Consider the following 13,770-nt stretch of genomic DNA (forward strand, 5'->3'; position numbering starts at 1 on the left):
ATCCATTATCCATTATCAATTATCAATTATCCATTATCCATTATCCATTATCGCCCTTGGTATAAATCAAAAACTAACTACTACCTGATTACGTCCCTATTTCTTAGCCCTATACAGAGCGCTATCAGCTTTTTTCAAAGCTTGATTGATATCCAGACATAAACAAGAGAGCTTGGCAACTCCCACACTAATGCTAACTTGGACTCTTGTGCCGTCCAAAAGATCGATTTCCAACATTTCAATTGTCCGCCGAATGCGTTCCGCCAAGATTTGACCATCCTCAAGGGTAGTTTCTGGAGAAAAAATCGCAAATTCTTCTCCTCCCATTCTGGCTAAAATATCAGTAATTCGTAGGCAATTCTTACAGGTATTGGCGACGGTCTTCAACACCATATCGCCAACGTCGTGACCATAAGTGTCGTTAATACTTTTAAAGAAGTCAATGTCTAGCACTAACACGGTAGCTTCGCGACCACAACGCTTCGCTCACTTGATTTCGATGTCAACCTGTTGAAAGAAATAGCGACGGTTTGCCACCTGGGTTAAATCATCGGTGGTTGCCATTAATTGAATTTGCAAGGCTTTTTCTAGAAGCTTTTCTAACCGTCGAGCCATGAGGGCAATTTCATCATTACCAATAACAGGTATCTCAGTTTCCTCAAATGTTTTGGGTACACGAGCCAGAGATTGACTGATTATCTCCAACCGTTGGGAAAAACCACCCTCAACAATATGCCATTGCATTACTACAACAATCGCAATTACTATTAGACTAATAACGATAATGAATATTATCGCCCACTGCTCCATCTGAAAAACAGTGTTTTTTTCCTGCTCAAAATCATCAATAATTCCTTGGGTGTATTGGTTAGAAAATTCCACCAGTTGGTTAACAGTGATTTGCAGTTCTGACAATACCTCTACACTGGTCTCTAACAATTGATTTTTCAGGAGTAGTCTTTCTTGCTCTAAATCTAGAGAAGCTGCCATGAGCTGAAAACCTAGTTGGGTTTGAGAGCGAATTTGCTGGCCTAAGAGCAACATTTCTACAATATTTGGGTTGACTCTATTCTGAGATAGCTTATTCCCTGTATCTTCAAGTTCCATCAGTAGCGAATCAATATGTTTATAAGTCCTATTTAGGGAAGATTTTGTTTTAGCCTCAGCTAGTCTCGGAGCATCCAATGCAATTTTTTCGATTATATGGTTAAGCTTTCTTGTTTGCTCTACCCTAGGTAAATCTTGTTCTATAAATTGATTGACCGTCTGTTTAATCACCTGTATGACTATGACGGAGGAAGTAGTTATCAACAGTAGTACCCCGATAGTAATGGCAAACACCAGTAACATTCTAAATTTGATGGTGTTTATAAATTTCAATTTGTTTTCCTTCATCTCAGCCATCTTGGTTTTCTCTCCATCTTTCTTGATAGAGTTGGCGATAAGGGCGATCTGGTTCAAAAAAACCTCTAGAATTTACCACGCTGGCAGCATTTTTCTGAGTCACTACATAAGGTTGATTCACATATCCGCTAGGGGGAGCGCCCATCAAATTACGGTGAATTTCATCAACCAACTGCCAGCCATGCATTAAGAGTGGTTCAGCGACAGAAGCATATTGATAACTCTTATGTTTCATGCGTAATAGTGCTGATATACTACCGTCCCCAGCAGAAATATTGAGGGGGGTGGGTAGATCGCTGGATACCAGTTCGTTAATTGCATGATCGAAATATAAGTCATTAATGGCTAGGGAATGAGTCCATCTATTGCCATAGCGTTTCTGTAAACGACGAATGGCTGGGGGGACTAAAGATGCTGTTTGATCCAGGGGAATATCTTCAACAGATAGCACTGTGCAGCGATCGCAACTTTCGAGTGCTTTAACCATCTGATTCGCTTTTTCCAGGGCAATATTGATGCGGCGATCTGTGAAGACAACCACTCCAGCGGTTTGTCCTTCCTGTGGCTGAACTAATCCTGCTGCTGCTAAGGCTACTTTACGGGAATCGGTAGTAACATTGACTTGGACAGGGGTATTAGGTACTGACCCTGGGTAAGGTGCGACGTGCCAACCCACAATAGGAATTTGCTGCTGCTCAAATTTTTTCAGATAAGAATATGTGGAAATTGAGACAATATCTCCTCCGACTAAAATCAGTCCATCTGGTTTGAGAGCTAATGCTTCTACCAGAGACTGATGACGCAGAGTAGCTGAACTGCTGATGTCAAAATTTTTGACATCCCAATTCAGAGCTTGGCAAGCTTCTTGAATACCAACCACGACACCAATTATCCCACCATTACGCAGGTCTTCGGCAACTACAACAACTGTTTTGTCAGAGGGATCTGTTCTTTCCAACTTTCGGAAGGTCAAGTTAGAAGCACAACTTAGGAACAAGACAATGACTAAGCCACTAATAAACAGACTGACAAATAATTTTGCGTATTTTTGTCCCATAGATAGAGTGCACAAAGAGTTAATCAGAAATTATAGTATTTTAACAAAATCTTGATCTTTGTAAAAAAGTATAGCGCTAGGGAATAGGGAATAGGGAACACTTAACTGGGAACAGGAGACTATCAAAGGGTTTCAGAATTTATAAATGTCCGCGCCCTTTGCTTCGACTGCTATATAAGTAGTCAAGCCAAATTAATTGTATATTTGGTGCTGCTCTTAAGTAGGTAGGCCAAATTATTTTGGCTCTACTTAGGGCTTGCTGAATAAATCTCAAAGTATTGACAAATGAAGGTTTTAGGATTTTTATGTCTGGAAAAAGTGCAAGGTTTTCGGTCTAAAAAGCTTAAAAAGCTAGGATTTTAGGGTGCATAATGCAGAAAAATCACTCTTATAATTCTTCCGACGACTTCCTCTAAATTCGCCATTCCTCCTGACTCTGTACGGACGTTGCACAGGCAAAAATGCGTTTTCCGTTCCGGAATGCTCCGCTTTCCATGTCGCGCAGCAAAACGTCCCTACCTCCTGACTCCTACTCCCACCACTTATACCAATTACCATGCATTAATGCTATACTTGATTAATACTTCAGTTATTCAGTAATTATCTTGGTAGAATCATATTTTTTCTGATTTAAGGCAATTTAACATTAATTATCATTATTTTTACTTCTCCCGTACAGACGTTGCACAGGCAAAAATGCGTTTTCCGTTCCGGAATGCTCCGCTTTCCATGTTGCGCAGCAAAACGTCCCTACACTCCCCTACTCTGAAATAGATAAAGTTTTTGAGAAATGGTATTATAGTTTTTCAGCAAACTCTACTTATCAAGTATAATTGCTTACAACCTTCAGTCAGAAGTATAAGCGATCGCCTGATTTCGCCCCTGCTGTTTTGCCGTATACATCGCTCGATCGGCCATATCAACCAGAGTCTTCGGTGAACTTTCTGAAGTAGGAATCACACAGGAAATTCCTAGACTAACAGAAACAAGAGGACTTACCTCTGAGCGATCATGGGGAATTCCTAGCTCCTTAATCTCTTGTTGAATCATATCAGCAGTAGCGATCGCTCCTTCCCGATCTGTATTGGGCAAAATGATAGCAAATTCTTCACCTCCATAACGAGCAACAATATCCCTGGGGCGTTTGAGAACTTTAGAAGTTGCCTGTGCAACACGAATTAAACAATTATCACCCTTTTGATGACCATAGTAATCATTATATTTTTTGAAGCAGTCAAGATCCATAATAATTAAGGCCAAAGGTTGTTTTTCTCTTTGACAAGTTTGCCATTCTTTCGCTAAAGTTCGATCGAAAATACGGCGGTTACTAATACCTGTTAAACCGTCTATACTAGCGAAATTATTTAATTCTAATTCCTGTTTTTTTCTTTCAGTAATATCTCTAACTGTAACACTAAAACCATCAGCCAACTTAACTGCTATACAAGAATACCATCTTTTCTCTCCCTTGTAGTCATAACTAAAATCCTTTTCCCAGGATATTCCTGTTTCCACAACTCCAACAAAATCACCAAATAAATTAGGCTCAACTTTGTTGATCAATCTTTTGAAAACCAACTTACCACTTACATCTTCTAGTTGTTGATTAAAAATTTGAGCCATAATAGGATTAACAATTAGGCAACGAAAATCATCTATATTTCCTGTTCTATGGTTTCTGACTGCTTCCAAGGCAGCAATCCCATCAAGGGAATTATTTACAATACTAGAAATCAATGCTCTAGATTGATATAAACTTGCTTCTATTTCTTTTCTTTTTCCAATTTCTTGTTTGAGCTTTTCTTTTTCTTTTTCTAAGAGATTTTGTTGTTGTTTAATCGTTAACTGACTTTTGATTCTTGCTAATACTTCTTCTTCCTGAAATGGCTTTGTAATATAGTCATTTCCTCCTACTTCAAAGGCTTTTACTTTATCAAATACTTCACTTAAAGCACTAATAAAAATAATCGGAATATGTTTAGTTGCATCGTTTGATTTTAAGGATTTACAAACTTCATAGCCATCCATACCTGGCATTTTTATATCTAATATAATTAAATCAGGGGGTTCTATTTCCACTGCTTCAATTGCAGTTTCACCATCGGTAGCTTTTCTAACTTGATAATTTTTTTCCTTTAACATAGATGTTAAAACTCGTAAGTTAGGAATTTGATCGTCAACAATTAATATATTATTTGTTATTATCTCTGATTCCATTATCTTTACCTAATTATTATATTTATAGGACTTACGCAAATAAACCCGGTTTCTACGGTAAATCGTTGTTTTGAGTAATATAAGTCTACGATAAACCGGGTTTATGGGTTCACCTCCGTAAGTTCTGATTTAGTTATTTGGTATTTTTTATGTAAGTTAATGATTATAAACACTCTCTTAATTTTATGTCGAATATTGACCAAGAATAGTATTGATCAAAAATAACTCTTGATTTTACAACTACTTTATAAAAAGTATCCCATTTTTCTGTTCCATTTTTTAGATAATTTGTTCTGTCTTTCCATTTTTTGTTCTATTTTTTAGATAATTTGTTCTGTCTTTACTATTTTTTTGTTGACTATAGTATTAATTCTAGATAATTATACTCAATTCAAAGTAGAGACATTCCACAGAATGACTTTACAAAGGTTTAAATGATAATATTGCAGCTTGAGTTAAGCCTAAAGTCTAAACAGTATGACATCTGGTTTGTTTGATATGTAGCGATCGGTTTATTAATGGATAATGGATAATTGATAATGGATAATTGATAATTGATAATTACCTCTCCCTTTTAGGGAGAGGATTGACACAAAGGGGGAAAATATTTATTTCTCTTGGTCGATTAGATATGGCGTTAGCGAAGCGGCTCTGCAAGAGCGGGAAACCTCGCCATCTATCGACCGCTTTTTCCCTTTGAAAGGGGAGGCTTCAAGGCGTCAATTATCTAATTATTTAATTGTTTAATTATTAATTATTTCGGTAAAATTTTTACGAGTGAAATCATGTTCAGTAGCATCAGTATTATAGCAATTCCCAAGAAGCGTGAGGTACAAAATTCGTTTGTTTTAGGGAACAGGTATGGAGGGAACAGGGAACAGGGAATAGGTATGGAGGGAATAGGGAATGAGGAATCAGGAATAGAAAAGAAATTAAAGAGCTTGTGTACCTCATAAGCTTGAGAAACGCTATATACCAATTTCATAAAATATTGCTACAGTCACAACATAGGGAACAGGGAACAGGGAATAGGGGACAGGGAAAAAAACATAATAAAAAAGAGTAAAAAAGGTTTTATTTTTACAATTTATGGGATTTACAATTTTTTATTGTAGTAATAAATCACAAATTAAGATGTAACTGCCTTGTTTGAATTTGGTATTACAAAGTTTCGGTAAGGAAGTAAGAAGTAACAAAGAAGGAAAAACTATTATTGAGCAGATATTTTCCCTAGGTTTACACAAACGATACCAACAGACTTGATAGACAGCGCTTTTTATGATTAGTAAAACACAAAATCTTGGTATTCGGGAGTCGAAAAATGCTTTGAGTTTGCTTGAAATACTGTAGTTTATCGATTTTAAAAGTGCTATAATAAAGGGGTTATACTAATTATCAAAAACTTTCTTATACTTGGAATTTCTATTTCTAAATCCTATTTATTGACGTAATATAGCAATCATATTTAAGTTGTAAGATTTTAGTGGTAGGGGCGTTTTCCTACGGAACATGTAAAACGTTTCGGCGCTTGAGCCGACATGGAAAGCGGAGCATTCCGATAGGAAAGTTGTGCGTAGCTAATGGCCATTTGCCACTACAGGAGTCTTATACCAATTCCCAAAAGTCTTGCTATACTTGGGCGATACTTCAGTTATTAACTTATCGATACAATCAGAATTATTTTTTTGCTGATTTTCGCTAGTAATTATGTTAATTATTTTTATGTTTGCTTCTCCGGTACGGACGCCCTTATGCAACGTCCTTACCTACTCCCGTACTCCCCTACTCTCAAATAGATAAAGTTTTTGAGAAATGGTATTAGGGGCGAAGAGCATTTGCGGAGCATCCCGTAGGAAATCACCCCCTACTGACTTTATAACTTCTGTGAAACGTTATTAAGACGCACTCAAGACACACAGACACTTTCCCACTTACTGAATTTTTATGATGATATTTATTTGCAGTAAAGCATCATTTCCATTACCACAATTTTCTTCCTTATCTGACTACTCTCAAAATTTTCCAAAATATTAACAAGAGGATTTTTATGAATAAAAAACTAAATTTACTGCTATTTTGCCTCTCACTAACAATAGCATTTTTGGGAGCTTCATCCGTAATTAAAGCACAAAATATTCCCGAAAAAAATCATACTAATGATCAGTGGAAAAAAGTTTTTAAAGATTCATTTTCTCACGATTCAGAAGACCCCCCAGTAATCCCCAAAGATGGTACTACTCGAGGTGGTAGTTTGTGTTTGGTTTCTCCTGGTTTAATAGAAGTCGAGGGGAAAATTTCGGATACTCCTCCGATATTAATTTGGAATACTCGTCCGACATTTATTTGGCAAGGAAAATTGGAACAAATATCAATTCGTCCAGCTAATAGTGAGCAGGTTTTGTGGGCTGAAAAAATTCAAGATAATCAGCAAATAATTATTTACAATGGGGAATCATTAAAACCTGGTAATACTTATTATTGGAGAGTATTTGATTCACCTTATTCTGAGTATTCTTGGTCTGATTTCAGAAGAGAGACTTTTAGAGTTATGGATGTTCCACAACGTGAGGTGATTACTCAAGAGTTAGAAAAACTTGAGACTGGTTTAAAACAAGCAAAAGCTACACCAGAAACTATTGCTTTAGCTAAAGTTAAATTTTTGGCTGAACGTAATTTATTTTCTGATGCTTTATCGGAAGCATTTACAGTTAAAAATCCCTCGACCGAATTGGAGAATTTTCGTAGTAATATTTTGCAGCTTTTTTGTCCAAAATTCAATTAGAATTACCCAATTATTAATTATTAATAATTAAATAATTCTGGTTTAAAGGCTCCCCTTTTAAGGGAAAAAAAAGAAATGATATTTCCTGATCTTCAATCCTCTCGGTTTTAACCAGAGGTAATTATCAATTATCCATTATCAATTATCAATTAATGAAAGCAGTTTTCAAGTTGATTGGGTATAAACTTTTAGCAGTTTAAGGAATAATACTACTTTGAGGAAATTTCATTCATTGATAATGGATAATGAATAATGGAGAGTGGATCATAAAAACTCTCTCTAATTAGGGTTTGCTGAAAAAGTCTTTTTTAAGGAGTAGGGGAGCGGGGGAGTAGGGGAGTAATTTTTTTGCTCAACTCTTACCCAAAATGCTAACTTTTTGAGTATAAAGAGCTGAAAACTAGGTACTTTTTCCAGACCTAAATAGGCTAAAACCTTTATCTGTAAATGCTTTAAGATTTAATCAGCAAGCCCTAATTATTAATTATCCATTGAAACGGAGAGGCTTTAAACCGGATTGATTTATTTAAAGTCTTATTCATTGATAAGTCGTCTGGTAAAACTTCAGTCTTATTAGATGCAATTCCCTGTGAAAATAGAAGCCTACGCCATAGCAAGAGCATTGGTGTTATACCATGTATGAAAAAAGAATGCTACAAAAAGTGCATCTCAATGGGAGATAGTTAAAAATAGCTGCTGAAATTCATTCTAGCCAGCTATATCTATTATTTTCCCTCTTTTCTTAAATATTTATTCCTTCTTCCTTGCTTCTACCATTTATAATAAACATTTATCACATTTGGTGTTAGGTAGTTCACATCATACAATAATTAAACTAACAGATTTTCCAGAATTTAATCTCAATTATGAACCTGATCTTATACAGTAAACCAGGCTGCCACCTTTGCGAAGGACTCCAAGAAAAACTCGAAGAAATACTGAAAGACCCCGAAAACCCCTGTAAATTTAACCTAGAGGTTAGAGACATTACCACCCGTGATGACTGGTTCCAAGCTTATCAATATGAAGTGCCTGTACTCTGTGTATTTGAGACAGATACAACAACCGAAAAGCTGATACCACGGCCCTCTCCTCGAATGCCAGTGAGAAAATTGCAGCAAATGTTACAAAAATATCTGTAAATTTTTGTTATAGAAGACAAAAAAATCCTTATAGTTGTTCAGCCTAATTTCTTGCATAAATCAAAAGTTCAAGTGGCGGGTTAAAGAACAAGATTTCTTGATCTGCCATTAATAACCAGAGGAAAAAAAACGCCCATAAAAAAATTTGGTTTAGCAAATATTTGATAGATTCTATTAAACCTAAATAAAGTAAAAATTCTAGATAAAAAAACTTTAAAAAATTATCGGAGTTCCTAATATGAAATTAAAAGAATTATTAGCAAAAGTTCCAAGTATTTCACTTACCAATAATCACCAAGCTTTAGAAACAGAAATTAAAGGTTTAGCCACAAATTCTCATGCTTGTAAACCAGGGGATTTATTTTTAGGAATTCCTGGCACCCGCGTTGATGGGGGAGACTTCTGGTCAAGCGCGATCGCTAATGGTGCTGTGGGAGCTATAGTTTCTCATTCCGCAGCAACAAAACATCCGGCAAAAAATGAGTGTGTTATCCCAGTTGCTGATATGAGTCAAATTTGCCCAGAAATTGCTGCTGCTTTCTATGACTATCCCGGACAAAAAATGAAAATGGTAGGTATCACTGGCACCAACGGCAAAACCACCACTACCCATTTAGTCGAATTTCTCCTGAATAATGCTCAACTACCGACTGCTTTATTTGGTACTCTTTATGCGCGTTGGCCAGGATTTGCAGAAACTGCAGCTTACACCACACCTTTCCCAGTGGAATTGCAAAATCAATTGGCGCAAGCAGTAGCAGCAGGTAGTCAATATGGAATTATGGAAGTTAGTTCTCATTCTCTTCATCAAAAGCGAGTTTGGGGTTGTACTTATAAGGTGGCGGTATTTACCAATTTGACGCAAGACCATCTCGACTATCACAAAGATATGGATGATTACTTTGAGGCGAAAGCGTTGCTGTTTAGTTCAGACTATCTCAAGGGTCGCGCGATAGTTAATGCTGATGACCCTTATGGCAAAAAGTTGATTGCTAGACTGGAGTCGGAAAGGGTTTGGAGTTATAGCACGAGTGACACTTATGCTGATTTATGGGCATCAAATTTAGAATATCAACCCACGGGAGTTAAGGGAATTTTGCATACTCCCCAGGGGGAGATTCCTTTTACTTTGCCATTGGTAGGACAGTACAATTTATCTAATATGTTGGCTGCGGTAGGAGCAACTTTGCATTTGGGTTTAGATTTGCCAATGGTGGTTGCTCAGTTATCAGAATTTCCGGGAGTACCTGGTCGGATGGAAAAGGTACAAGTGACAGAAGAGCAAGATGTAAGTGTAATAGTTGATTATGCTCATACTCCTGATAGTTTAGAGAATTTGTTAAAAGCAGCACGACCTTTTATTCCTGGTCGGATGATTTGTGTGTTTGGTTGTGGAGGCGATCGCGACCGGACTAAGCGACCAAAAATGGGGAAAATTGCTGCTGAGTTATCAGATTTAGTTGTGGTGACTTCTGATAACCCCCGCACTGAAGACCCGGACAAAATTTTACAGGATATTGTAGAGGGGATATCTCCAGAAGTTAAGCCTTTAGTAATAGGCGATCGCTCTGAAGCTATTCATGGTGCTATTAAGGAAGCTCAACCTGGAGATGGGGTATTAATAGCAGGAAAAGGTCACGAAGATTATCAAATTTTGGGAACAGAAAAAATTCATTTTGATGACCGGGAGCAAGCAAGAGATGCTCTGATAAATAAGTATGGTTTAAGTCAAAACTCAAAAGTGAAAAGTTAAAATTTTACCAGTTTCAAGGTAAGCTTTCAGCTATTAGCTTCCAAATTAACAACAAAAAGCTGTTTTCACAGCCAGTAACCTAAAATTATGAAATATTTAGAGAGAGGGAATAAGGAAAAATTAAAATATTATTTTTTCCCATTGCCTCTCTTTTTAATTTTTACTGTAATAATCTCCGATCTAATTGGTATAAGTTAATAGAATTAACCATGCTGAAGAAAGTAAAACTATTATCCCTAACAGTCGTCATTACAATTTTTCTCTTAATATTAGGTGCGACTTTAGTAGTATTAGGAATTTTTGATGACATACTAAATTGGGATATATTTAGTTATCAAGTTGAAAATGTTTTACAGGGAATATTTTTTGCCAGTGTCGCTCTAAGTATGTTTGGTGTCGCTATAACATTAGTGTTAGGTATTCAAGAAATAGTGACTGCTATTAGCTCACTTCAACGGAGTCAAGAAGGAGGAAATTTAACCCCTAAATCAGAAGCTCCAAAATCTACTTATTTACTTTATATTGTCGGCATATTTGCTATTTTTTCAGCGATTATTGGTAGTCTCTCTTTTGTCAATTATCGCATTACAGTTCACCGTACTAAAGTCTTTAAAAGAATCACTGCCGAACAAATACAAAATTTACAAAATAAATTTGTACAACAAATTAGTCAAATAAGTGCTTCTCCTCAAAAAAATGTGCCAGAAACAATGAATGATTTAATTAAAAATGTGCAAAAACTATCCTTTGTAAATAGTATGATTTTATATCTGCCAGATCGAAAAGATAGTACAGTGATTTGGCAATATTCATCAAATAGAATTTATGCTAAAAAAGAAAAAAGAAAATTAGAACGTTTATTTGTGGCTAAAGAATACGAAAAAGCAATTCAAGCAGCCTTTCAAGGAAAGCCAGAATTATTAAAAGTAATTAACGACGAGACAAAATTTCGATGGTATTATGTTGTGAAAGACGAAAATAATCAACCCATAGCGGTTTTGAGAATATATGGAAATCCCAACGAAAATTTTAGAGAGTATAAAATAGGTATTTAGTAAGCATTCAGGTATTACCCTTCACTTTTTCCTGCGGAATGCTACGCAAATAGCTTTTCTTTATTAATCATCCTATACCAAGTAATACCATTTCTCAAAAACTTTATCTATTTCAGAGTAGGGGAGTGTAGGGACGTTCGCATGCAAAGTCCGTACGGGAGAAGTAAAAATAAGAATAATTGACAGTCTTCATGGCTCAAATTAGTAAAACATTTACTCGACCTGTGTTAATTACTTAATAACTGAAGTTTTCCCCAACTATAGCGTTACTTTTAGGAATTGGTATAATTAATAAGAAATATTAGGTAATATGCTTTTTAGAGCAACTTTTAATTTTGGCTTGATTTTTCAACTAAGTTAATAGCTGATGGCTAAATTCTTAGGGTATTTAATCCTGTTTTATAAAAATTAAAAGTTAAAAGTCAAAATTCAAAAGTCGAAAGTAAGATTTTCTAGACTATAAACTTCGATAACACAGTAATTTCATGGAATTATTTCAGATTTAATTTTGTTATATGAGTTTTGGTAACTGCTGAAATAGAGTTGATATAATAGCAAAAGTTAAATTTAATTAAGATTAATAGTTAATCTTGAAATTTTCTATGCAACGACCAATTGGTATCGATTTATTTGCTGGTGCAGGAGGTATGACCCTTGGCTTTGAACAAGCAGGATTTGATATACCTATTTCTGTAGAATTAGACCCTATCCACTGTGCTACTCATAAGTTTAATTTTCCCTTTTGGTCTATATTATGTCGTAATGTTGTTGATATTACTGCGGATGAAATTAGACAGTTACCAGATATTCAAAATAGAGAAATTGATGTAATTTTTGGCGGTCCTCCATGTCAAGGATTTTCTCAGATTGGAAAACGTGCTTTAGACGATCCGCGCAATGAACTTATCTCTCATTTTTTACGGCTAGTTTTGGAATTAAAACCAAAATATTTTGTCATAGAAAACGTCAAAGGTTTAGCTATAGGAAAACACAAATTTTTTCTTGAGGAAGTCATTGATAAATTCTATAAAAATGGTTATCAAGTACAGCAACCTTACCAAGTTTTAAATGCTGTTAATTATGGTGTTCCACAGCATCGAGAAAGATTATTTTTGCTCGGATGTCAAAATGGTTTAACACTACCAAATTATCCTCAAATTAAAATAGATAAAAAATTAGAAAACTATATAACTGTCTGGGATGCAATAGGGGATTTACCAGAAGTAGAAAATTATCCAGAATTACTAGAAATAGATTGGGTAAAAGCAGAAAATGATTATCGTAAACCCAGTAAATATGCTAGAAAACTGCGTAGTTTGAGACGTTTAAATAATAATTATTCTTATAAACGTGCATACGACTGGACAATATTAACTTCTAGTTTACGCACAAAACATACAGAAAAATCAATAGCAAGATTTAGTGCTACAGAACCAGGAAAAATTGAATCAGTAAGTCACTTTTATAAACTAAATCCTGAGGGTATTTGTAATACTCTCAGAGCAGGAACCCCAAGTAGCAGAGGTGCCTATACTTCTCCTAGACCAATACATCCATTTACACCTAGGTGTATCACAGTTAGAGAAGCAGCAAGACTACATTCATATCCTGATTGGTTTAGATTTCATGTAACAAAATGGCATGGTTTTAGACAGGTTGGTAATTCAGTTCCACCCCTATTAGCAAAAGCAGTTGCTGAAGAAATTATTCATGCTTTAAATATTCAACCACTTAAACCTAGAAGGAAAAAATATAAGTTAGAAAAATTAGAAAATTTAGCTCTCAATATGTCTATAGCTGCCGATCTATATGGTGTCGATCGACATACTATTGCACCAAGAATGAGAAAATAAAAATTAAATAATTAATTGAATATTAATTCTTTGGTTTATCACTATACTATAGCAATCCTCCGCATATTCGTGGCAAAAATCTTACTGCTTTTTAGGTATGGAGGGAACAGGGAACTCTTAACTGGCTGGAGTTTCAAGTTTTTTATCTACTTTTTAATTTATCACGACCTATTTAGGATTACTATAGCTAATCAAAAAACAACTATGACAGCTAGAATATAATCTTTATTTCTAGATAAGTAAAGAGCTGTTTACAAAATAGACTGATAATGAATCTTAAACTAGGATTTTTTTTTGCCATTGCTGTTTGCTATCTATTAGAATTTACTAAAAAATTCAGGGGTATAAAGCCTCTCCATTTATGGAAAAAAATAAAAAAAGTTCCTTTTAGCCAATCCTTCTATTACAGAATAGGTGCTTATTAATAATTAATTGTTAATTATTAATTGTTGAATTTAAACTTCTCATACACAGCCAGATATTAATCAAAATCTATTTGTGTAATAT

The 13,770-nt window shown here is 35.3% G+C and carries 8 protein-coding genes and 1 pseudogene; 5 read left to right on the forward strand and 4 right to left on the reverse strand.

Going from position 1 to position 13,770, the window contains the following annotated elements; translation table 11 throughout:
- Positions 1-96 precede the first annotated feature (96 nt).
- From AFK68_RS30595 to AFK68_RS30610, 4 genes and pseudogenes are all read right to left on the reverse strand, one after another.
- Positions 97-471: pseudogene (locus tag AFK68_RS30595) on the reverse strand (GGDEF domain-containing protein); the annotation flags it as partial.
- 15 nt (positions 472-486) lie between these two features.
- Positions 487-1,395 carry a hypothetical protein gene (locus tag AFK68_RS30600; protein WP_143438456.1) on the reverse strand — a complete coding sequence of 303 codons (909 nt, stop codon included), beginning with the start codon at positions 1,393-1,395 and terminating at the stop codon, positions 487-489.
- A gap of 1 nt (position 1,396) precedes the next feature.
- On the reverse strand, positions 1,397-2,461 hold the full coding sequence (locus AFK68_RS30605; protein WP_094677747.1) for a hypothetical protein: 1,065 nt from the start codon (positions 2,459-2,461) through the stop codon (positions 1,397-1,399).
- A gap of 846 nt (positions 2,462-3,307) precedes the next feature.
- A complete protein-coding gene (locus AFK68_RS30610) occupies positions 3,308-4,678 on the reverse strand; it encodes a diguanylate cyclase domain-containing protein (RefSeq protein ID WP_094677749.1) in 1,371 nt (456 codons plus the stop codon).
- 2,047 nt (positions 4,679-6,725) lie between these two features.
- Here AFK68_RS30610 and AFK68_RS30615 point away from each other — a divergent pair.
- From AFK68_RS30615 to AFK68_RS30635, 5 genes are all read left to right on the forward strand, one after another.
- Positions 6,726-7,460 (forward strand): hypothetical protein, encoded by a 735-nt coding sequence (locus tag AFK68_RS30615; protein WP_094677751.1) that lies wholly within the window; start codon positions 6,726-6,728, stop codon positions 7,458-7,460.
- Positions 7,461-8,326: 866 nt separating this feature from the next.
- Positions 8,327-8,602, forward strand: a complete 276-nt coding sequence (locus AFK68_RS30620; protein WP_094677753.1) for a glutaredoxin family protein — start codon at positions 8,327-8,329, stop codon at positions 8,600-8,602.
- A 238-nt stretch (positions 8,603-8,840) separates the two neighbouring features.
- Entirely contained in the window at positions 8,841-10,355 is a 1,515-nt protein-coding gene (locus AFK68_RS30625) for a UDP-N-acetylmuramoyl-L-alanyl-D-glutamate--2,6-diaminopimelate ligase (RefSeq protein WP_094677755.1), read from the forward strand.
- 209 nt (positions 10,356-10,564) lie between these two features.
- Positions 10,565-11,410: a hypothetical protein gene (locus AFK68_RS30630; RefSeq protein ID WP_094677757.1), complete on the forward strand. Its 846-nt coding sequence runs from the start codon at positions 10,565-10,567 to the stop codon at positions 11,408-11,410.
- Positions 11,411-12,012: 602 nt separating this feature from the next.
- Positions 12,013-13,263 (forward strand): DNA cytosine methyltransferase, encoded by a 1,251-nt coding sequence (locus AFK68_RS30635; protein WP_094677759.1) that lies wholly within the window; start codon positions 12,013-12,015, stop codon positions 13,261-13,263.
- Positions 13,264-13,770: the final 507 nt, after the last annotated feature.

The sequence above is a fragment of the Hydrocoleum sp. CS-953 genome (assembly GCF_002260545.1).
Classification (GTDB): Bacteria; Cyanobacteriota; Cyanobacteriia; order Cyanobacteriales; family Microcoleaceae; genus Trichodesmium.

Excerpts from the sequence above, each read along its gene's own strand:
- AFK68_RS30610 (WP_094677749.1), bottom strand. The coding sequence starts at position 4,678 with ATGGAATCAGAGATAATAACAAATAATATATTAATTGTTGACGATCAA.
- AFK68_RS30625 (WP_094677755.1), top strand. The coding sequence starts at position 8,841 with ATGAAATTAAAAGAATTATTAGCAAAAGTTCCAAGTATTTCACTTACC.
- AFK68_RS30620 (WP_094677753.1), top strand. The coding sequence starts at position 8,327 with ATGAACCTGATCTTATACAGTAAACCAGGCTGCCACCTTTGCGAAGGA.
- AFK68_RS30600 (WP_143438456.1), bottom strand. The coding sequence starts at position 1,395 with ATGAAGGAAAACAAATTGAAATTTATAAACACCATCAAATTTAGAATG.
- AFK68_RS30615 (WP_094677751.1), top strand. The coding sequence starts at position 6,726 with ATGAATAAAAAACTAAATTTACTGCTATTTTGCCTCTCACTAACAATA.
- AFK68_RS30605 (WP_094677747.1), bottom strand. The coding sequence starts at position 2,461 with ATGGGACAAAAATACGCAAAATTATTTGTCAGTCTGTTTATTAGTGGC.
- AFK68_RS30635 (WP_094677759.1), top strand. The coding sequence starts at position 12,013 with ATGCAACGACCAATTGGTATCGATTTATTTGCTGGTGCAGGAGGTATG.
- AFK68_RS30630 (WP_094677757.1), top strand. The coding sequence starts at position 10,565 with ATGCTGAAGAAAGTAAAACTATTATCCCTAACAGTCGTCATTACAATT.